Source organism: Legionella maioricensis (assembly GCF_023618015.1).
Taxonomy (GTDB): Bacteria; Pseudomonadota; Gammaproteobacteria; order Legionellales; family Legionellaceae; genus Legionella; species Legionella maioricensis.
The window spans coordinates 110598-132400 of sequence record NZ_JAJKBJ010000006.1; the positions used below are offsets into that span (position 1 = coordinate 110598).

Below are 21803 nucleotides of genomic sequence, written 5' to 3' on the forward strand. Positions count from 1 at the left end.
GAGAGATCTTTCCAATGCAGCACAGTGCTTATTTCCGAGATCTCTCGCTAATGTTCTAAGTGACGGGGCTTTTTGATCTGCTATATTATTAAGAGCGCGACACTTTTTAATTTTTTTAACTAAACCAACTAAAATGAAAATGATGAATCAATCATTAATCTTTATAAAAAAATTAATTTTAATTCCTCTATTAATTTTATTATGGCCCCTTTCTGCAAATTCTGACTCTATATCTTTCTCATGTCAGAACAACGTAGCCAATTTTGATTATGAATTGCAGCAACCGTTGCATACTAAGCGATTTGTCCGCGGATGGGGGCCGGCACGGAATATCTTACGCTTAAGTTCAGAACTGCTAACCTGTTTGAATAATAAAGATTGGCAAAGACAACGAGTTCTTGCTGCGGCTGATTATTGGATTAAACAAAAATTAAATTATTGTCATCATTATTTACCTGATTATGCTACTCCTTTAGAAAGGCGGGATGCCAAGCACAACAAAGGCGGATATTGCAGTGTTGCTAAAAATATTATGCCGGGTTCAGTTTATTACCATCAACAAGTCCGATGGAATTATAAGGGAACGGGGGCTGAAACTCGCACTAATTGGATTAATAACACTATGTGGCATGGCATGGATTGCAGTAATTACACCACTTTTTTATATAATTTTGCTTTGGGATTAATGTTCAGCAGCAATATAAAATACCAGGCAGGGCAGCGTGCTGATAAAACCCAAAATAACTTATCTCCCAATCAGCAATCAGGGACTAATGTGCTTGATAATCCCAATGCAGCGGGTAAATTAGTTTGTCGAGATAACAGTATTGAAGTGAACCACTCGTGTGCCGGTCATGGGGGGTATTTATCGGTAATTGACAGTTCGGGTAATAAACATCCCGGTAGTATCCTTAGTTCGGATTTAACCGCCTTACACCCCGGCGATTTATTATTTATTTCCGCAAGACGACCTAACAACTCTACAGCTGTAGTGCATGTGGTGATGTGGACAGGAAAACAAGTGAATGATGCCCCTGACGCTATTCATTCCGAGCAAATCGCGCCTAACGAATCTTGCCCTCAAAAAGATTGGCGGCCTCATCGTGGCGATTGGATTATTACCGACAGCCATTACCAAGGACCTGATTATCGCATCCTCACACCTTGCTATTATTTAAATAATCTATGGGGTGTCAGACGGGTCATTTTCTAATACTCAACTGCTCTCTCTTTGAATTACCATAAAAATAACCTAGTATGGTTTTAAGTAGCGTTCGCGTGAAACAAATCTAGATAATGATTTATTAAATAAATTTTTTTTAAAAAATTCAGGCCATTTATTGCACAGGAGGTGTGTTAATGTACCCGTGTCTTGGTTTTAAATTTAGCTTGGTACAATTGCAGGCGGAAATAACTGCTCCATGGTCTGGAACATGGATTAATCAACAACAACTTATTGGTGGCCAGCAGCCATGGAATACGCTGCCCCTTGTTTTGGGGAAAAACAATCCTTGTCTCATGACATGGAGTCGCGAAGCTGGTTGGAGTCAGCCTTGTTGGTAATAACTGATGTTTCTAAAAATAATGCGCAACATTAACAACAATGCTGCGCATTAATTTCATTTATTTATAGGGTATTGATATATAGTGTCTCGGTCACTTCCTTTGTTGAGTCGTTTGTGGGAACAATGGGGGGCTCTGCCGGCAGCTTATGGTCTGAGAAGAGGCCTGATAGTGCGCTCATGCCGGGAGAAAATTCAGAAACAGGCCCCCAGGTGCGAGAGCCCTTTTCTTTTGCCGTTTCTGGAATTGCTTCGGGAGTTACAAGCGGCGCTTGTGGTCGTGACCTAAAAGTGTACTCTATCTTTCCCTTAACCCCATTGTTAAAATTAAACTCAGTAGGATGATGATTTTTTTCTTTATTGACTAATGCATCCCAAGAGAATAATTCCAGGGCCTGTTCAGTAATGTATTCAATCATTGCTAAAGTCAGGTATTTACCACGGCACACTCTGGAACCAGACCCAAATGTAGCTAAGGGATTGAGTTTGGTATAATGCGGTTGATGTTCTTCCGGATTAAATTGCCCAGCTTTAGGCCCCCATTCCATGGTATCACGGTTAGCTACCCAGGTGGTGTAGTGCAATTCATCACCAGCCTTGATGAGGATTTTTTTTCCTTTATATTCAATAGTAAAGTCTTCCAAGGCTTTTCCGGGCTGTGCATAGATAGTGGTATGCAGCCGGCCAATTTCCTGAATTAATATTTTCAAATATTCAGCGCTGGGTTTTTCTTTTAAATAGCGATTGCGAATCGATTCATTACCAAATTCGACAAAGACATGATCCAAATATTTTTTAATGTTATCGCCACCGGCAAAAAGAAGCGAAATGATGATTTGCCTTAAAATATCGGGGGTCGTGTGAGCAACATAGTCTTTGCTAAGGAAAAATGACTGATCCTCTTGCATAATAAGATCAATAAAGGGATCTAGTCTGAGCTTGGCTTCTTTTCTTAATTTTTCTACATTCGCGTAGGGGTCTACCACATGCTTAAAAGCGGAGTCCGAAATGTCTTCAATCGCTTGTGATAATTGGTGAATCCATTCATCCTTCCAGGAGGCATTGGGGTAGAAGCCTCTAAGAAAAACTTTCAATGCATAGAAGCGAAAATCAGGACTGAATTGCTGTTGCGATGCCGCTGCTTGCTTCATGGCATTAATTAAAATCTTGGTTTCCTCTTTAACGACCTCAATAAACCATGGTTTATGGGAGTTTTCTGTTTTAGAGGGTGTTTCGTTAATAGATCTCATGGTTAATGTGGCGATCATTTCTTGGCTAAAAGGAGCATGCAACTCGTGTTCGGCACTCAAAATACCCATACCAATGGCTTCCAAAACAGAACCAAAGGCACGTCCTCCGCTAATTTTAGGTGTATTGGGATTTCTGGTGAAATAATCAGGCTCTACAGTTTCAGCACGTGGGATTTTGCGCAGCTCGGCCAGAATAACTGGGTTACCTATGGCTACTATTCGCTGACAAATTTTATCTTTTCCTGGTGCTAAAACAGGAATCTCTAAAATTTTTACCTCGTCTTCGGGAAGTGCGTCAAATTGACTTTGCAATAAATGATGAAAGGCATTGGGATCATTTTTGGCATCAAAGTTCATGAGGAGCTGGTAAGTATTGGATACTGCTTTGCCATAATCATATAGTTTATTTTTTGACCAGTTGAAATGGCTGTCTTGGCCAGGAGCATCGGCGCGAGTAATAAGTACTGTATTTTCATTCCTACCCTGATTTGTTGCAGGCATTATCTTCTCCTTAGTTAATGGTTAAATTTTTTCTAATATCTATATGCCCTAATATACTTATTCCCATGTTCCTTTTGAAACGTTATTACAAATGTAGCCTAGAGTACTTAATTATTTGCTAAATTTAGCAATAATGGTCAAATAAGTATTCCATGAGCAGAGTAATCTTGTTGGGGTAAATAAGATGATAATTTTAAACTGAGATAAGTATGAACTATGAACGGCAATTAAAAAAAGTAATAGAGTTTATCGGGCAACATCTTGATGAAAAACTGACGCTAAACCAATTGAGTTCTATTGCATGCTTTTCAAAATATCATTTTCATCGATTATTTACAGCTTACACCGGATTATCTTTACAACACTACATCCGCTGGTTACGCCTGAAACGCGCGGCCCATCAACTGATAGTGGCTAAAGATAAATCCATTTTAGATATTGCAATCAATGCGGGGTTTGAGTCGCATGAGTCCTTTTCTCGGGTATTTAAACAAATTTGCGGCGTGAGCCCAAGTGAGTTTAGGTCTCAGTCCAACTGGCACGTGTGGGAAATGCCGTATTGTTTGCCCAAACGAGGTGAAATGACAATGAATGTGGTTATCAAAAATATGAAGGAAAGGCGTTTGGCGGTGATAGAGCACCGTGGCGACCCTGAAAAATTGGGCGACAGTGTCAATAAATTGATTCATTGGGCGAAAGAGCAAGCAATGAATTTGCAACCTAAAGCGGGTGAGTCTTTTGGGTTTGCTTATGATGATCCAAAAACAACGCCTGTTTCCGAGTTTCGTTTTGATCTTGGTATTACGGTACCAGAGCAATTAAAACTCGAAGGCGAGATCATCGAAAAAAGATTGCCTGCTGGCCGATATGCAGTGACCCTGCATAAGGGAACTCGTGAAAATATTGGTGATGCGGTGTATGGTTTGTATCGTGATTGGTTACCCGAATCCAATGAAGAGCTTGGCGACTTACCGTGTATTTTTTGTTACTACAATTTTGATCACGAGGTTGCTGAAACAGAATTATTAACCGAGTGCTGGTTATTGTTAAAGTAGCAAAACAAGCAGCCATATCCGTTTTAGCAAGCGTAAGCAGGGCTGCTAAGCCCTGCTTACACGCTAATTACATAAAGGTACCAACCTGAGTTGGTGTGCTACCCTCATAAACAGGAACAGGGAATTGGGTTGCCTCTGGAATTTTAGGCGCAACATAGAAACTTTTAGACGATAATAATGTTGTTTTGGGTTTAACGGATTCTGGTAATTTGGCTGCTGCTTTTTCATCAAGTATGACCGTTACGTTTTGATGATCATATAAGGCTGTTGCCGGGATGCATTTATCAGCGGACGAGGAGGAAATAACCTCTGCAATAATATCTGCCTTTGTTGAACCTGTCGCTAACAAATAACAGGCTTTGCAGAGTTTAAAAATCGTTCCAATTCCCATGGTTAATGCATGCGTTGGTACGACCTCTTTGCAACTAAAAAAGCGCTTATTTGCCTCGCGAGTCTTATCATCCAGCTCTACTAATCGTGTTTTAGAGTCCAGTGCGGAGCCCGGTTCGTTAAAACCAATATGACCATTCACACCTATACCTAAAAGTTGAATGTCTATTCCACCAACTTGTTGAATCTTCTCTTCATACTCTTTGACATGTTGGTCAATTAAGTCAGGCGATATCGTTCCATCAAGCATATGAATGTTTTCTTTTTTGATATTAACATGGCCGAAAAGATGGTGATGCATGTAGTAATGATAAGATTGACTATGAGTTGGCTCTAAACCAAGGTACTCATCCAAATTAAATGTGATTACCGATGAAAAGTCCAGTTTTTCCTCTTTATGCATGCGCACTAATTCTTTATACACGGGTTCAGGCGTGCTTCCTGTGGCCAGTCCCAGGACAGTGGGTATTTTTTTCTCATTATTTTCCATGATTTTCTTTTGAATCGCGCGAGCTGCTTTGTGCGCCATTCCTTCCGGTGTTTCTCTAACAATAATGTGATCAAACATACTATTTTCTCCAAGAATTAGAGACGTTATATCCTATAAAAACCAAGAATCAGAATAAGGAGAAACTACTTCAAAAGGGGGGTGTTACACTTCATTCATCTCATCCCTTTCTTTTGTTATGATGACACTGACGCAGGATGCTAATGAATTATAAAAGACTCGACTTATCTGATTTTCGATTCTAGCTAATTTAGAAGAGAAACTCTAGAGTATTTCCTGATAGGGGGACGCTCTCTAGACCAGAGCTGAGCCATAAATAGAACGGAATTTATCCCTACGAGGTATTCAATGTTAATTAAAAATATTTATGTTTATAGCGATGCTGGGATTAAACAGCTAAGACATGTGCTGGTGACAGAAGATGGCCTAAAGACAGTATTTCATATTGACGATGATTTATCCCATCTTAAAGAGCCGAAGATTATTGATTGTAAAGGGAGTTATTTCTTAATGCCGGGAATGTTAGATTCTCACGTTCATGGCCAAGGAGGTATTGATTTTGCTGATATTGGGGATGAGCTTAGTGACGAGGGGCTAGAAATCATTGTCGGCGCCCTGGGAAAAACCGGGCTTTCTTATGCTTTAGCAACCTTTGTATCGATGCCGTTACCTGCCTTAAAAAAGGCACTGATAAAACTTAATGATTTTGTCCAAAAACAAGAGCAAAAACCTACTGCCGGTGCGACTCAGATAGTGGGTGTCCATTTAGAGGGGCCATTTATCTCAAAGAGTTGTAAAGGCGCGCATGCGATAAGTGCATTGCAAGATAGCATTAGTATGGCGCAATTTCGGGAGATCATTAAGGCTGCGCCTAATATAAAACACTGGAAAATAACTATTGCTCCAGATTTACCCGGTGCAGAAGAGTTTATTAAACAGACCAAGGATCTTGAAAAGGAAGGTATTTTTGTAAAAGTGTTTATTGGTCACTGCAATCCCGAAGATAAAGAGGTCATTGGGCGAGCCATTGCAGCAGGTGCTTGTGGATTTACTCATGTAGGTAATGCTTGCCTGGAGTCGTGTAGCAGAGAAACACGAATGCTTACCTTAAAAGACGCCAAAAGTCATGTTGTCCAATGGATCCTCGAAAATCCGGAGAGTTGCCCACCCGGTATTGAACTGATTGTTGATGGCGTACACCTATCTACGTCTTTTATTTCTCTCATAGGGAATTCACTTAAAAACAAAATTATTCTGGTCACTGATGCCTTAGGACCTACAGGTGCCTTAAGACCTACAGGTTGCAAAGATGATGTGCATAAACTGGGCTCTCTCGATATTCGTAAGGAGCAGAGTAGTTTCTATCTGGCAGATAAAGACGGTAATTTTCTGATGAAAGAGGGAATTCTCCCTTCCGGGGAAAAAGGACTTGTCAAAACGCTTGCAGGCAGTGCAGCCTCCCTCTCTCTTTGTGCACAAAAGTATTTTAAATCGTTACAGGATGAAACAATAGAAAGCCGCATGGATTCAATGTACGCGGCGCTCGTTACTAATCCCAGGAATGCCTCGCTATCTACGACGGCAATAACCCATTTGCCCGATGACAGAAACTTTTCCATTTTTAACGATAAGGGGCAACTCATTTTGAGTTCATGCAATGGTAAAGTAAGCGAGCATCAGCAATTACAATGGCCAATACAAGGTATGCTGCATTACGGGTTATTATCACATCCCCAAAAGAGTGAAAACAATAACGAAATAGAAAAAGAGTATGTGTACCAGTAGGCTTAAGGTGTATTTTTTTGGCTTGTCTTCGGCTTATGTGATGTTGGCTCAGTTAAGTCGACTATGACTATAATGTATTTAAGCATACTGGAAATATTTCATGATAAGGAGCAGTCAATGGCTATACCGCTACATGTTCAGTTAGGGGGGCTGCAATATGCTGGCTGGAAGCCTAAAGCATTTGCCCGGCAAGGATTGGGTTCTCGCCTTTTATCCGATGTGATGATTCCGCTGCCTGATGGTCTTCATTTATCTGCCGATGTTTATTTGCCCAAAGAGCCTGGACGTTACCCGGCTATTGTGCAGTTTTCAGCTTATAATCGTGACTTGCATACTATTGGAATACCAACGGGATCCAATGAAATAGGCTCACCGCCTCTTTCTAATGACCGAGGCTATGCCCAAGTGGTGGTTACCGCGCGAGGAGTTGGTCGTTCAGAGGGTATTTTACAGCCCTGGATGAGTGACGAACAAGTAGCGGCTCATGTTTGTTGTATTGAATGGGCTGCGCAACAGTCTTGGTGTTCCGGTGATGTCTGCTTATTTGGTACGTCGTACTATGGGATGAATCAAGCCTTAGTCGCTACAAAAAAGCCGCAAGGCTTACGCGCTTTTTTTGCAAATGAGATCTGCACCGATTTTTATCGCCAGGTTTTTTATTATGGTGGGTTACCCAATCTCGATTTTTTTAACTTATGGTTGGGGGCTAATTTTACTGATGCAGCACTTCATCGTTACATAAAGCCCAACATGCGGGCTGTGCTTAGTTATATTTTTAATCGTCCTTATTTATATCGATTGTTGAAACCTCATCTATCCAAGATTATTGATAAGCAGAAAGAACATAGAATCAATACTCAAGCTTTGCTTTATTATAAGAAATTTTTAACCGAGTCAACTTATGGGGAGCTTAGCCCCATCGGTCGGGGCCCTTATCTCGACTTGGCAAATATCAATGTTCCCTTTGTTGTGGTGCAAAATCAAGCGTACGTCTCTTTGCATCAGTTTGGGGCTTATGATTTATATTCACGCGCGGGGAATAAGGAATTGCCTCGATGGTTAATTGTAGGCCCTGCCGAATATAAACTTCCTGTTTATTCCTGGCAGCAAGAGGCTTTGGCTTTTTTCGATTACATAGTGTACGGCCTGAATAACGGCTATGAGGAGCAATCTCCAGTGCGCTATTGGGTATCTGGGGCAAACAAATTTATATCTTCATCTTCTTTTCCTCCTCCAAACGCGAAATGGGTGCGTTATTATCTTGGCCCGGCAACTAAAGATAATCCTCAGAACTATTCCTTACTCGAAGAGCCCGCTTCGAATAATGAGGTACTTACTTTTTATAGTATACCTCCAGGAATTCAAACACTTCCGGAGCTGGAGGCAATTACTCCACAGAATTTGATCTTTCATTTTCCAATGAAACACTCAATTACTGTTGCTGGAGCTATTCGTATCTCGATTAATTTTCGTTGCAACGAGATTGACTCCTATTTAATTGCTCGCTTAGGTTGGGTCGATGCAGATAAAAAATACCATCATATTGGCATGGGACACTTACGCCCAGCAGTACATCAAATTGATGAGTCACTCTCTTCTGAATTCGAATGGGTGATGGCTGTGGATCAACCGACTCCTTTGATACCCAATCAACAGGTGAGATTGCAGTGGAGTTTGACTCCAGCTGGAGCCGCCATTCCTGAGAATGCTACTTTGGAGTTAGAAATAGCGAGCCGTAGTGATCAATTCTCCTCTTCTTTCTCGGAGGATTTAATTATTACTAAAAGTCCTGCACCGCCTTACTTTTGTCGTAATGAAATTATCTGTGGAGAGGAAAGTTATATTGAGTTTCATGGCTTACCCGCGACAGATTCTGCTAAAAATGAAGTCACTGAATCAGATAACGGCTCATATTGACTCTATTGCTTACCTTAAACACTTTTCCAGATGAGCATGTGGAGACGTAATATTCCGGAAATCAATAAAAACTCCTGCGGAGCCACTCATTTCATTTTTATTTCAAGAGGAAGAGACTTCCTGGACTGATGAAATATCAGGATCTTTCCAAAGATTGCGATAATCTGTTCTAATCTGAATTTCCTCGGGGGGCATGTTGGCTGTTTTCTGGGGGGAACGCACGGTATTATGATGTTTTGTTGCATATTCCCTTGCTTCCTTTTTATTTTTGGCTTCTACAAGCAACCCCTCCTGAAGAAGAGGAGACAGGTCATCTAATTCGATTAAAATTTCTCTAGCCTCATTACTATGAATATTTAATAAATAAAGGGGCATATTTATCTCCTTAAAGCTGCAATTTACGCTTAGAACACTAAATTACATCTATAAATATAGTCTATTTTTTGAGTTGTTTATTAAATTAAGAAAAGCATTTAGTGAGGGATTCTCATCGTGTCCTATCGGCCGTTTGGGGTGAAGTCAGTAACCAGTAAGACTATTCAAAACTGTAAATACACTTGCATTTTTATGAGAACGACCTATAATCATATTGATTAAATTTTAATCAATCGGAGATACTAAAGAATAAGGAGATATGCATGAAGATTAAATCATCAGTAGCAGGATTAATAATCGCTACTTCCATGGTTGTAGCCGTTGGGCCCATTCAGGCCTCCTGCGTGAAGTACCAACCGGGATGGCACATGGTTTCAAAACATTGCCCCATTAAACCTGCCGAAAACTGGCAAGAATATAATAGCGGAGTCTATACTCAACCAACAGGAAAGGCTCTACCTTTCATGGGATAATAGATTCATTTCTTAATCAATGAGATCTTACCTGGTTTGATCTCATTGATCATCATTGATGATAACTCTATAAAAAAACAAAACCCTAACACGAGAGTACAAGGTCTGATAAATCATATACATGAGGAACATTCAATTTTTTTCTCACTTTTTAATAGTCCTTAGTGGTAGGCTGGGCTAAAAGCCCAGCAATTAATACGAAATATTATGATAATGAATGTTATATAAGTCAGTTCAGTTTAGTACACTAATTGGCTTTGATAGTTACTTTCTTCAACCATTTGAGTTTCCGCAGGATGGCAGGTGGGTTGATGAGGCCATACGCGACGGAAAAAGCCTATTGCATATTCCCGCCCATCTGGCACGACGCTTCTTCCTGGATACGTTGGTACCAAAAGTTGAGCTTGGGAAGTGTGACCATTTGCACGAGCAGCCCCCTCATGCAAGAGCGATGAAACATGAAACTTATGATTTGCAGGGGTGTCGCATAGCCACTCAATGTCATCGTCTGAAATTTCTTCACCATTATTTAATTTTTCTAAGATCAATTTGCGCTGTTCTTTTACTAGAGAATAGATAGAGGCATGATTATGGGGAACCATTAAGTCATCCGCAAAGCGTTTGCCCTCTGCATCTTTCTTTGAGCGTACGACAAGGAAATCCCGGTCTTTTGGAGGAATTGCCAAAAATTGCTTCTCAACGTTTAACGTCCAACCGGTGCTCAGCAAAAGAGGATGGAACACCAATTTAAAAATGCCATATCCTATCCATTTTAACCAAGTCTTAGGATGCAAGTTAGAATCATCTGCAGTAGGCAGAATATGTCCTTCGATAAGACTGGTCAAGGAGCGAAAAGATCGCGCATTATATAACTTAACAGGAAGACCTTGTTGATGAAGGGTTCCTGCAGTGTAGGTGGCTACATTAGCGCCTAAACATTCTCCCATTAAGGCAATATTTTCAGGTTTTGCACCCATCTTAAGTAAACGTTGTACTTGAGCATAAGTATCTTCATGGAGACTGTTTTCATTATAAATGATGCCCTTGCTTAATAATCCTGTTCCCCGATAATTAAATGCAATAATTGAAACATCAAGTTCTTTTGCCAGACAACGATATTGTTTGAGCCAATCAATATAGTTATTGCTGCGCGGCATGCATGAAATAATAAAACGACGTTCTGCCATGCTTTTCTCTAAGGCACTCTTCGCATGAACCTCAACAGAATCAAGTAAGGCATTATCCTCAGTTTGCAGGGTATAAAAATCTATATATTTTTTGTTTTGACGAAAATCATATCCAAAGCGCTCAGTCAATTTTGCATAAAAAATTTCGCGTTGTTGTGGCTTAAGATTTTCTAAGCCGCGGAAAAGAATTTGGGAGGCTTGGAGGGGGGCGTCTTGTTTATCGCCAATAATTTGGTTTTCTACATCATCTACAATACGGTCAATATAATGTTCCACATTGCTTGTAATTTTGGGGAATAGACTAATTAGCTGGGAGAAAAGCGAAACGACTCCTCCCCATATTGTTTTGCTCTCAAAAAACTTATGCCAATTCAAAAAGGTTCTAAGCAAAATATTCTTTTTTGATGAAACATTAATGACGACCATCTCATCTTGGCTAGCAAATAAAGGATCGGGATGTCGATGGTTCTGAAGCAGAAGCGTCTCCTGCCTTTCTTCTTTGCGCAGCAGGGGATTAATGATTACATGAGTAAATAAACGTCCCATAGTCCATTGATAAATGTTGACAGGGGTTTTTATTACATTGAGGCAAAAACGAGCAAGTCGTTGCCCCCACGTTAACTTGGCGATTAGACGAAAATAATTACCCTGGCCATTCTCAGAACGAGTTAGGATGGTATCTTGATGAGGCATTCTGGAGTCCCCTTCATTAAAATCCCATTAATTATACTATTGGAATATTATGCGAACATTAAGGATGAGTAGATCAGCTAATTAATAAAGTCTTATCTGCGTAAAATTTATTAAAGCTATTGGGTTAGCCATTCATTTGATGCTGTGAAAGGGGGGATGATAGGGGATAAACGAAGCGTAGTGTTTTTCTCTCTTAACATGTTTTGGATTGCTTCTTCAAAATAAAATATTTGTTTTAATGTGCTAAATTTAACATAATAGCCCCTTTTTCAATCGAATGGTCCTATGTCATCAAAATTGCTTACAATTAGTTTGTTAGAAGATCTAGTGCATGCTGCCGAGTTAAATAAAGAGGGTAAGACTGCAGATTATATTCCTGAACTGGCGAATGTTAATCAGGAGTTAACCGCAATTGCTGTGCAACCATTGGGGGAGAATCCTCTTTCTTATAGCAATAACCTGCTCCAGCCAGTAACTTTGCAAAGTACTGCCAAGATGATCCCTTTGATTGGGTTACTTGAAGAATTAGGTGCCGAGCAATTGTTTGAATGGGTTAAAGTTGAACCTTCAGGTGATGATTTCGCCTCGATCACCCGTTTGGAGCAATTTGGCCCCAAGCCGTCAAATCCCATGCTCAATGCTGGCGCCATCACCTTATGCTCGCGTATTCCAGGCACCGGTGAACAACAATTCGGATGGTTGGAACATTGGGTGCAAAAATTATTTAATCAACGACTGAGCATTAATCCCCTGGTTTTTGCTTCTGAAAAAAGAACCGGAAATCGCAATCGCTCACTCGCGTATTTATTGAAAAGTAGAAATAATCTTGGAACAGACGTCCATGAGACACTGGATTTGTATTTTGCACTGTGCTCCTATGAAGCAAATTTAGATCAGATGCTTTTTTTGCCTACCCTTTTAGCCAATGGGGGACGAGATCCAGACAGCGGCGCACAAATCCTCTCCGCTGAAACCTGTAAAATTACTTTAGCAATTATGGCAACTTGTGGATTATATGATGAAACGGGTACCCATATGGTTAGAACGGGGATGCCGGCAAAAAGTGGTGTGTCTGGTTACACCATTGCTGTGGTTCCAGGTAAAGCTGGTATTGTGGTATTAAGTCCACGAGTTAATGCTAAAGGAAACAGCATCAGAGGTGAAATCATGCTGGAAGGTTTGTCCAAAGCCATGAGCTGGCATTTTGCATTACCTTAATTTTTCAATCTGCTGTTAAACAATGAGCCAACCTCAATCCATAACAATTTATGTTTGCCGTTTGTGCAACAAACAGGGTTTGAGTATAGACTATAAAAAAGGGATTATTAATAATTAGGAATTTTTAAAAAGGAGTGGAACATAATGCGTGTTAAAATTTTCTTATTAGCCTTGTGTTTCTTCTTCTCTTCGTTGGGGAATTCCACGATTAATATTGGTACTCTTATATTTAAGCCCCCTTTTATTTCTTCCCCTGGTAATGGATTTGATATTGATTTGGCCCATTTACTTTGCCAGCGTTTGCAAGAGCGGTGCGACTTTAAGCCAATGGGTATAAATGAACTATACAAGAAATTACAAGAGGGAAAAATTGATCTCGCAATAGGAGGAATTCCTATCTCTTATTCCCTTAAAATTAATTTTATTTTCAGTTTGCCTTATATGTTAAGTAAAGGGCAGTTTTTAGTTCAGAAAAAAAATCGAATTGATTCAATTAGGGAATTACGTGGTCAGACAATAGGTCTTTTACAAAATCCGCTTAATGGTGGTGTGTCCTATAAGTTTTTACTGGAGCGTTACCCAGGACAATTTAAAATCAAGTTATATAATGATGTCGAGGATATACTCGCTGATTTAAGCAGTAAAAAAATAACGGCGGCATTTCTTAATCGCTCATCAGTAAATTATTGGGTTGAACATGGGGGTGGGCAATTTAAATCATTGGGACCCGTATTTACAATTGGCGACGGGATCGTAATCCTGGCCTTACCCAAGAGTAAAAAATTAATTGAGCGTATCAATACGTTAATAGACGACATAGAAAAAGATAATACCTACATAAAATTATATAATATTTATTTTGCCAATGAATGATGGGGTAGGCAACAAATCACGGGGTTAATGTTAACGTTGATGTTTCTGATTTTATCACCTCATTTAAAAAAGCTAACTCTTTACCTATGGGGTTAATATGTTGAAATCTTGCTAAAATCGCAGTGCGCTTTATATCGGAGGCAAGTAAAAAAGCTTCTGTGACATATTTCTCGTAATTTTCCTCTTTGAGATATTCCGCAATCACAAAACAAGAAATTGTCGCTTCTTGTGGAAACATGAGTATCGACAGCTCCAGAAAACGATTTAAGAACAATTCATCTTGTGCTTTTACAACCATATCAAGGACAACATGGATGCCATATTGTTTCTGGGATTGAGGATTCGCACCCTGTTCATTCAAATAGACTAAAAATAAGGGAAAATAAGCCCTAACAAGTAAATCAAAACAATTCAATGCCTTTGAATCCATAATTATAGGCAATAAATAGATGAAATTAATCTCTTCAGCGGTAATGTAAGTTGAATAGACATCAGACAACTGCGAAATAGTTTGATGAAATTGTTCTGGACTGAAATCATCAAGGTAAAAATACATAATTAACCGGTTTAAACGATCAGAAATCATATCTAAAAGTATTTCAGCCTGATCATTCATTATTACCCGTTTGATTTTCTTAACGCCGAACCTCTTAAAACTAATGGGAAAGACTGGCTCTCCTAGCTGATAATAAACATCATCTGGAGTAGAAAAAAATGATGTTAACGATGAATTGGAGTCTGCATAATTAAATTTTTCATTAAAAAATGATGGGGTAATCTTTGCTTGACCTCGACGTTTGTCTTTAAACAGTTGGCTATAATTGGTTATGTGTTTTAGTTGACTCGCTGAGTACATGGATTCTGCTTGAATCCTCCAAAAATCTTCATTGAGGTATAATCTATCAATTATTTTTTCATAATGTGTTGATACAGTACCCAATAGTAACATATCGCTAAGTGCCAAAAAGGATGCGATATAGAGCACCAAATCCGAAATTAATGTAGATGCAATGGATTCGCTTATTTCATTTGATGTAGTCGCCATGATGTTTCGCCTCTTCAGGGGGCCTCACTCCATGAGGTAATACACAGAAAAACCGCCATTATACCTAAAAATGAATGTTTTAACGCCATTGTAATTTCCGGTTTAGAACAAGAACAATACGCATGGAGCCATCCTTAAAATCAATTTCTTTTTCTTTTTCTTTTTCTTTTTCTGCTCTGGTTATAGCTAATATCATCGTGTTGGAAAATCTTTCTCACAAGTTTAAAAAGTGATAATAATGGTTTTTAAAGGGAATTCTTATTAGAGCCAGGAATGCTAACTTATAAAGGCAAGGAACTTACTAAGGTTGAAGATAAGAAGGGTGGCAAAAATCAAGGTAAAGTGGATGGTTTTTACCGTGACCCGGATGGATTGGAGTTTTTCGTAAAAAAACCCAAGGATCTTAAAGAGTTATTCACGGAATTATTCGCCGGACTATTGTTACAAGAGTTTATGCGCCGGAAATTGATTGACCCTATTTATCATGCTTCGTTGATTTGTGCTGAACTGATTCAATTTGATGATGGCAGTTACGGACTTATTCAGCCCAAGGTTTCCTTCAATGAGTTATATAAAATCATTGGTACGGGTTATCGAGATGGTTCCGATCGAGATCCCCTGTGGGAAATGTTTTGTGGTCCTCAATTTTACCTGTCACTGACTCAATTAAGACAATATTATGGTCTTGCTATCGCATTAATGTTTTCATTGCTCTTGGGTGATAATAGCGTCCATAGCGGAAATGTGGTTTGCCTGGATGTCGTTTCGGCAGTTGAGATGTTATTCATCCAATTTGCGCGTATTGATTGGGGAGCGGCCTTTCGTTATTTTGGACACAAAAAAAATAATGAAGATCTTTTGTATCCTTTCGAGTATCAAGGGTGGTTCAATCTTAAAGGATATACCAAAGGTTATTTTCTTAATTATCTGAAAATTAAAGGACTTTTTCCAACCATAGCGCAACAGGCACGTATCTTCCAACAAAAAGTAAATGAAACACTGCTGGTTGATATGATTTCCACGGTGCTAAGAAAACTTCCTGCTGATTTAGTAGATAGCAAGACCAAAATAGAATTAGCTAACTATCTCTGCATGGAGTCGTTTAATGACATCAGTTTTGGCGAAGGAGGTAATTACCAGCAGTTTGCGTGCGATTTGACAGGTATTTTACAAGATCGATTAAAAAAAATTACGGTCATGCAGGACTCTTCAGCCGCCTCAGCTCAATCAGATTTATCCCAGATTACTTATGTAGAAAGTTTACCCACGGCTATTGCTTTACCTGTTAATATGATTACTCCTTTTGCAGAGCAAATGAACGCTTGGTTATACATACTTTTTTCATCCGATGAGAAAAGCGTATTTGATTTTAATAGTATTGATCGCCCCCAATTGGCTCAACAATTCAATTCTTTTCTGGATGGCTTGTTACGTCAAGTTGAGCGATTAAAGTCCTCTGCTGATGAGGCTTGCTTTATTGTACCAAATGAAAGCATCACTCTACCTTATTCAGAAAGTAATTTTCTCCGTTGTCTTTTTACTTTAACAACCGATTTAACTCCCCATTTGCCTTCTTATAAAGAAAACAGAGTGCCTTATCAACAAGCATATTGGCAGATTGCCGAAAAGGTATTGGAGTCCGGTTTCCAGGCTATGGTTACCATCAGAGTATTACAAAATACTCAAAATTCAACCGAGATTGCCAAGGCATCTGCCATTCATTTTCTTTTTGATGCGCTCAAAGAGTACTTGAAGGTGTTTAGTGACATGTATCCGATATTTCTGCAAGAATTGGAAAAAAAACTTTCTTCAATGCCCGGTGTCCAACTTGCCAGAATTTGTTTGAACGAAATGGAGTTTATGAATTCGAGCTCGTTAATTGGGATAATACTTAAAAGTCCAATACTTTGGAGTCTTATGAATAAGGCCTTTGAGGAAGAAGATGAGATGCTGTACTCAGAGAATGCCGCAGCTATTATCCAGTTACGCCAATTTCATGAAGATTTTAATTTATTTTTAATTTTAGTTCGTGAGTTGGAGTTAATAAGCCAGATTGAAACAAAAGGGGGGCTCGTCAAGGAAATAAGCAGGATTTTTGCGAATCTGCCTCAGTTTCTCCAGACCGAGCTTGCAACTCCTTTGAATAAGGTTCAAGCTGAGTTCAGAGAGTTACACCGTCGGCACAGCATTGAGCTGGAGAAGAAACAAGGTAAGGACGACTCCAATTTATCAGCAGAGAAGGGCAATACTGTCGCGAGTCATAAGGACAGTAGTGAATCAACGCAACTTTCTAAGCAAAAGTTCTCATCAGAAATAGGGATAGAGGATACAAAGCGCCATACAAACGGTCTGTTTTTTTTCAGCCTGCCCGAATCCACCAAGTTCTTATCACCTACCAATGAATCCCTTGCTCAGAAAGAAGCGCTTTCATCGGTTATTGCAAGTTAAGTTTTAATAGCATCCTAAACGTTGCTGCTCTTGTTGCTCATGCCAATCTTGCGCTAAATGGACTAAACGCTCATATCGTTTTTCTTTGTTTTTTATATTCGTTACTCGATTAAATGCCAATCCTATTTCCCGAGTCACATCGTCATTTAGGACATCAATGACCATTGACTTCACTAAGCCTGCCTGTTCTGAATCTTTAATCTTGCTATGGTTAGTTCCGCATAATTTTTCTAAGGCCGTCTCTAAAGACATATTGAATTTGCGCAGGACTATTTTTCGTGCCGAAACCTCACGCTCCAGATCGGGATGTTGCATTGATGAATCACTTGTTTTTACTTGAACCGGATCCTTGCTGTAGGTATAAAGACCCATTGATGCCAAAGCAAATAATCCCAGATTCAACAAAGAAGAGACCAGATCATTGGGTGCAGACGGTGTCATTAAAGTCGTTGTGGTCATTGACTCTGGTAATGTTAAAGGGAATTGAGTCGATGCGTTCCGGCTCATTTGACCGGAGTTTATAAGCATTAACTCATCATGGTCCCTCATTCCTGGATAAGGGATTGATGACGCGTAGTCGTTATTGGCGATTTTATTTTTATCTTGCCATTCTTTTTTAAAATCTGCTATCACTGCAATGTCCACAGGACCTAAGGTTATTGGATGAGCTTGATCGCGTGCTTCCAGATATTGGTGTACGTCTCCATTAAACGAAGGAGCATTATGGTCTACGTCCATAACCGCAGCACAATCAGCATCATACGGCATTATTGATTCTTCACAATCCAAACCATTGCTAAAAGGACCAATATCAGAAGGAACATATGCGGTATGATGTTTACCGTCCGGAAAGGCATGAAACATCTCATGAATGACTCCACGCTTGTGTGCTCTTTTTGTCATATCATTGGGAGAAAAATGAGGTAGCCGAATAATTCTTGCTGCCACACGTTCTTGCCCTGCTTCATCGGTTGCAAATAACCTTCGCGTTGCAAATCGTAGTGGACCGCCTATTCTTTCAAGTTCGGCAACGGTATATTTCATGCTGCTAAAATAGACGACATTTTTTTGCATTAATGCTTCTTGAGATTCATTTCCGGATAAATAGCGTATGGGCATACCCCTGCTGATATACTCATCCTCAATCATTTTTTTATATTCACTAATCATTTCCGGGGTAATTTCGGCAACACCCATTGGATCTCGGTCCATGGGCGCTATTTGAGCTAATTGTTCATTGGAAAATGAAACATAAATATAAGGATCGGTGGGGTTTGGGCGCCAAGTCAGTTCCGGGGTAGAATATCTGATACTTTCTTTCTTTTGTCTTAAATTTTTAACTTTTGGTTTTGCCATGTTGCTACCTGAATGATTATTAAGCGATTGATTGTATATTATTAATACATTAAATGAAAATAATTTTTCCTTTTGGAGACGCAGCAGGTAGTATGTAGATGCTGGAAAAGAGTTTAATGAATGGGGAATGATGTGGCATGGGATCCTGAACAATATGTGCTTGGAAACTATTTTCAGAGTGAAATAAATGATGCATTTCGAAAACGTTTTAAAGTGAAGCCACGGGGAACTGTTTTAGATATTGGCTGTGGTGATGGTCAATATACCAGTATGTTGGCGAATACGGTGAAACACGGTCAGATTTTGGGCATTGATAGTTCTGAGGAGATGATCCGTTACGCGAATCTACATTGGGCGCGAAAGAATCTTTCTTTTGAAGTCCACAATATTGAAGAATTTGAATGTGCTCCGATATTTGATTTTATTCTGTCTTTTTGGTGTTTGCATTGGACTCGTATTGAGGAGTCTTTCCCTAATATTTTTCATGCATTGAAAGAGGGGGGGCGGGTGTATGCCGTTTTTTCTTCTTTTTCTGATAACAGTATTTTGCAGGTCTGGCATGAATTGGCAAAACAGAATCGCTACAAGGATTTAACTGATCGGTTTATTAATCCAAATTACCAACATACAAAATATTTTTATCGTGTCCTTACGGTCCTTAATCAATTACCCTTTAAACAAGTGAAACTGAATTTAAAAACGGTCACCGTTAATTTTCCCAATATAAATTATTTTAAAAATTTACTGCTCACCATGCCGTTTATGAACACCTTTCCTGCCGAGAGTATTGAGGGGCTTCTTGAAGAGATGTTACAGGCTTTTCAAACTATTTGTCAGCGCAAATATGGAGGCAGGCTGTATTATGAAACACGCCCCATTTTTTTAGAGGCTATAAAATGACCATGCAATTTTAGAGAGGATAAAATGAATTTAGAGACACTCATTGTTCCTGGTATGAACGTGCCTATGGTGGTGGCTTCCTCTAATAAGCAGGCGGTTAATCCAACATCCTTACTGAGCCTAATCTCTGAGCATCATGCCGAGATAATCGGGCAGCTCAATCAGTATGGTGCCGTTTTATTTAGAGGTTTTGCTTGTCAGGATGAGGCGTATTTTTCCCAAGCTATAGAGGCCTGTGATCTTGGTAGTCGGTGTAGTACTAAAGACTACGATTTGCCCAGAACTGTATTGCCAAATGAAATATATACTTCAAGTGATTTTCCCGGCCATATTTTTTTGCCTCTTCATCATGAAAAACCCAGATCAAAAAATCCCCCTAATCATATTTATTTTTGCTGCGTTACCCCTGCGGAACAACGGGGTGGGACATTGTTTGCGAATGCCGCGGCTATATGGCGGGATATTCCTAAAAAAACTCAAGACAAGATTATTGAATATGGAGTCCTCTATAAGCAGTTTTTTCACGGTAAGACCATGAAATACTCCATGCTAAAAAACATTCTAGGGGAAAAAAGTGTGCGCAGTTGGTCTGAGTATTTTGGTACAGAGGACAAAAAGACCATAGAAAAAAAATTAGCTCAGTCTGAAGTCGACTGGAGTTGGATAAACAAGAGTAATGATTTAATTCTATTAAATCGATTACCCGGGGCATTAAAACATCCTGTTACTCATCAAATCCTTTGGTTTAACGCATCCGAATATTTAAATTTTTATTCAAATTTGCTCTACAGCGATTTAAAGGCGCTACCTTTTTATAAATTCATTGCTATGCGGTATTTGATGTTGAAAGACAGCTTGCCCATGGTCTGTCATTATGGCAATGGGCAGGCTTTTTCATCTGATGAGATAGCGGAAATTAAGCGGATTATTCAACATCATACTTGTGTATTCAATTGGCAAAAAGGAGACTTTATGATAGTGGATAATTATACTTTTATGCATGGAAAGGAGCCTCATCAAGGCGATAGATTATTATATTCGTGCATGACGCAGACACCTGGAGAAACAAAGCTTGGTCTATAGACTATAATAACTATGAAAAGTAAAAAATGCTGGTCTGAGTAAAAATAATAGAGAAACTCATCCTGGTTGATAAATCGCCTTAATTACATTCACTCGATGATTATCTCTCATGAGTTTGTGCTTAAAATCGACTGACTGAAAAAAGGCTGACAAATAATTGGCGGTAAGATTGACTGTACTTTTGAAAAGCTAAAACTGAGCGAGACATTCAAGTAAATCAGAGGCTTAACCGAGAAAGAATCTTGTCATTAACTCAGTATTGGTGCATGATTACTCTTGTTTCGATTAAAGCATATTGTGAGCATAGGCCCAAGTTCTGGAAGCTCATCATCTAAGTCGGATAATACAATGAAGGCAAGCAAGCTGAGACAAATATATCGATTTTTAATGCAATTATCGCCTCATTTACGTCTGATACTGATCCGATGGTTGTACAATAAATTCGCCGCGAATAACAAGTCCAAACAATGTGTGTTTCTAAATTATGGATATCAGGATGAGACTACTTTAGCCTTAAATTCCCAGGATGAGTCTAATCGATATTTCATTCAACTCTATAACCGTGTTGTCAAAGACATCGATTTAGAGGACAAGGACATTATTGAGGTTGGATGTGGGCAAGGGGCTGGCGGTGCATTTTTAATCCAGTATAAAAAACCTCGTTCCTATCTGGGGATTGATTTATCTGAAAAAGCAATTGAATTGTGTCAACGCTACTCTAAATGTGCCAACGCACGCTGGATGCAGGGACGGGCAGATGCTCTACCTGTTCCTGACCATAGTGTTGATGTTGTTGTCAATGTGGAATCATCCCATTGCTATCCATCGATGGAACACTTTTTAAGTGAGGTTTGGCGTGTGCTTCGACCCAATGGGTATATGGCTTTTACTGATATACGCCAGTCGTCAGAGGTGGAGGCGTTGGATAAGTATATTAGCGCCTCTGGATTGCAGGTTCTTCAACGCAGTGATATTACTCCTCAAGTACTTAATTCGTTAACTTATCTGTCTGATAGACGAAAAGCCCATATTAATGCAACTTATTCTCCTATATGGCGTCAAGCGGTGCGCGATATCTCTGCGGTGAAAGGCTCCGTCACATATAATGGATTTATTAATGGACAGCAGAAATATCTCTGTTATTTATTGCAAAAGAAAAGCAGGGAATAGACTGTGGTGTAACT

The 21803-nt window shown here is 39.4% G+C and carries 18 protein-coding genes; 12 read left to right on the forward strand and 6 right to left on the reverse strand.

Going from position 1 to position 21803, the window contains the following annotated elements:
• The first annotated feature begins 142 nt into the window (after window positions 1-142).
• Together LOX96_RS07155 and LOX96_RS07160 are read left to right on the forward strand one after the other, a co-directional pair.
• Window positions 143-1213 (forward strand): hypothetical protein, encoded by a 1071-nt coding sequence (locus LOX96_RS07155; protein WP_250420916.1) that lies wholly within the window; start codon window positions 143-145, stop codon window positions 1211-1213.
• Between the two features lie 146 nt (window positions 1214-1359).
• Window positions 1360-1563: a hypothetical protein gene (locus tag LOX96_RS07160; protein WP_250420917.1), complete on the forward strand. Its 204-nt coding sequence runs from the start codon at window positions 1360-1362 to the stop codon at window positions 1561-1563.
• 64 nt (window positions 1564-1627) lie between these two features.
• Here the strand turns inward: LOX96_RS07160 and LOX96_RS07165 are convergent, their stop codons facing one another.
• On the reverse strand, window positions 1628-3313 hold the full coding sequence (locus LOX96_RS07165; RefSeq protein ID WP_250420918.1) for a cytochrome P450: 1686 nt from the start codon (window positions 3311-3313) through the stop codon (window positions 1628-1630).
• A 209-nt stretch (window positions 3314-3522) separates the two neighbouring features.
• Here LOX96_RS07165 and LOX96_RS07170 point away from each other — a divergent pair, with 209 nt between their 5' ends.
• A complete protein-coding gene (locus tag LOX96_RS07170; protein WP_250420919.1) occupies window positions 3523-4368 on the forward strand; it encodes an AraC family transcriptional regulator in 846 nt (281 codons plus the stop codon).
• Window positions 4369-4435: 67 nt separating this feature from the next.
• Here the strand turns inward: LOX96_RS07170 and nagB are convergent, their stop codons facing one another.
• Window positions 4436-5326 (reverse strand): glucosamine-6-phosphate deaminase, encoded by an 891-nt coding sequence (gene nagB / locus LOX96_RS07175; protein WP_250420920.1) that lies wholly within the window; start codon window positions 5324-5326, stop codon window positions 4436-4438.
• Between the two features lie 288 nt (window positions 5327-5614).
• Here nagB and LOX96_RS07180 point away from each other — a divergent pair, with 288 nt between their 5' ends.
• Together LOX96_RS07180 and LOX96_RS07185 are read left to right on the forward strand one after the other, a co-directional pair.
• Window positions 5615-7051, forward strand: coding sequence for an N-acetylglucosamine-6-phosphate deacetylase (locus tag LOX96_RS07180; protein WP_250420921.1), 1437 nt, complete (start codon window positions 5615-5617; stop codon window positions 7049-7051).
• Window positions 7052-7168: 117 nt separating this feature from the next.
• Window positions 7169-8968: a CocE/NonD family hydrolase gene (locus LOX96_RS07185; RefSeq protein WP_250420922.1), complete on the forward strand. Its 1800-nt coding sequence runs from the start codon at window positions 7169-7171 to the stop codon at window positions 8966-8968.
• Between the two features lie 102 nt (window positions 8969-9070).
• Here LOX96_RS07185 and LOX96_RS07190 read toward each other — a convergent pair whose 3' ends face one another.
• Complete coding sequence (locus LOX96_RS07190) at window positions 9071-9343, reverse strand: hypothetical protein (protein ID WP_250420923.1); 273 nt, start codon at window positions 9341-9343, stop codon at window positions 9071-9073.
• Window positions 9344-9606: 263 nt separating this feature from the next.
• Between LOX96_RS07190 and LOX96_RS07195 the strand changes: the two genes are divergently transcribed.
• Window positions 9607-9816 (forward strand): hypothetical protein, encoded by a 210-nt coding sequence (locus LOX96_RS07195; RefSeq protein WP_250420924.1) that lies wholly within the window; start codon window positions 9607-9609, stop codon window positions 9814-9816.
• 239 nt (window positions 9817-10055) lie between these two features.
• Here LOX96_RS07195 and LOX96_RS07200 read toward each other — a convergent pair whose 3' ends face one another.
• Entirely contained in the window at window positions 10056-11696 is a 1641-nt protein-coding gene (locus LOX96_RS07200; protein ID WP_250420925.1) for an alpha/beta hydrolase, read from the reverse strand.
• A gap of 285 nt (window positions 11697-11981) precedes the next feature.
• On the opposite strand from LOX96_RS07200, the gene glsA reads away from it, so the two are divergent.
• Window positions 11982-12914 (forward strand): glutaminase A, encoded by a 933-nt coding sequence (gene glsA, locus LOX96_RS07205; protein WP_250420926.1) that lies wholly within the window; start codon window positions 11982-11984, stop codon window positions 12912-12914.
• A gap of 144 nt (window positions 12915-13058) precedes the next feature.
• Complete coding sequence (locus tag LOX96_RS07210) at window positions 13059-13787, forward strand: transporter substrate-binding domain-containing protein (RefSeq protein ID WP_250420927.1); 729 nt, start codon at window positions 13059-13061, stop codon at window positions 13785-13787.
• A gap of 16 nt (window positions 13788-13803) precedes the next feature.
• Here the strand turns inward: LOX96_RS07210 and LOX96_RS07215 are convergent, their stop codons facing one another.
• Complete coding sequence (locus LOX96_RS07215) at window positions 13804-14832, reverse strand: hypothetical protein (RefSeq protein ID WP_250420928.1); 1029 nt, start codon at window positions 14830-14832, stop codon at window positions 13804-13806.
• A 273-nt stretch (window positions 14833-15105) separates the two neighbouring features.
• Between LOX96_RS07215 and LOX96_RS07220 the strand changes: the two genes are divergently transcribed.
• A complete protein-coding gene (locus LOX96_RS07220; RefSeq protein ID WP_250420929.1) occupies window positions 15106-17280 on the forward strand; it encodes a LepB GTPase-activating domain-containing protein in 2175 nt (724 codons plus the stop codon).
• A gap of 3 nt (window positions 17281-17283) precedes the next feature.
• On the opposite strand, the gene LOX96_RS07225 is transcribed toward LOX96_RS07220, so the two are convergent.
• Window positions 17284-18636: a hypothetical protein gene (locus LOX96_RS07225; protein ID WP_250420930.1), complete on the reverse strand. Its 1353-nt coding sequence runs from the start codon at window positions 18634-18636 to the stop codon at window positions 17284-17286.
• 120 nt (window positions 18637-18756) lie between these two features.
• On the opposite strand from LOX96_RS07225, the gene LOX96_RS07230 reads away from it, so the two are divergent.
• From LOX96_RS07230 to LOX96_RS07240, 3 genes are all read left to right on the forward strand, one after another.
• Window positions 18757-19536: a methyltransferase domain-containing protein gene (locus LOX96_RS07230; protein ID WP_250420931.1), complete on the forward strand. Its 780-nt coding sequence runs from the start codon at window positions 18757-18759 to the stop codon at window positions 19534-19536.
• Window positions 19537-19560: 24 nt separating this feature from the next.
• Entirely contained in the window at window positions 19561-20619 is a 1059-nt protein-coding gene (locus LOX96_RS07235) for a TauD/TfdA family dioxygenase (protein WP_250420932.1), read from the forward strand.
• 348 nt (window positions 20620-20967) lie between these two features.
• Window positions 20968-21789 carry a class I SAM-dependent methyltransferase gene (locus tag LOX96_RS07240; RefSeq protein ID WP_250420933.1) on the forward strand — a complete coding sequence of 274 codons (822 nt, stop codon included), beginning with the start codon at window positions 20968-20970 and terminating at the stop codon, window positions 21787-21789.
• Window positions 21790-21803: the final 14 nt, after the last annotated feature.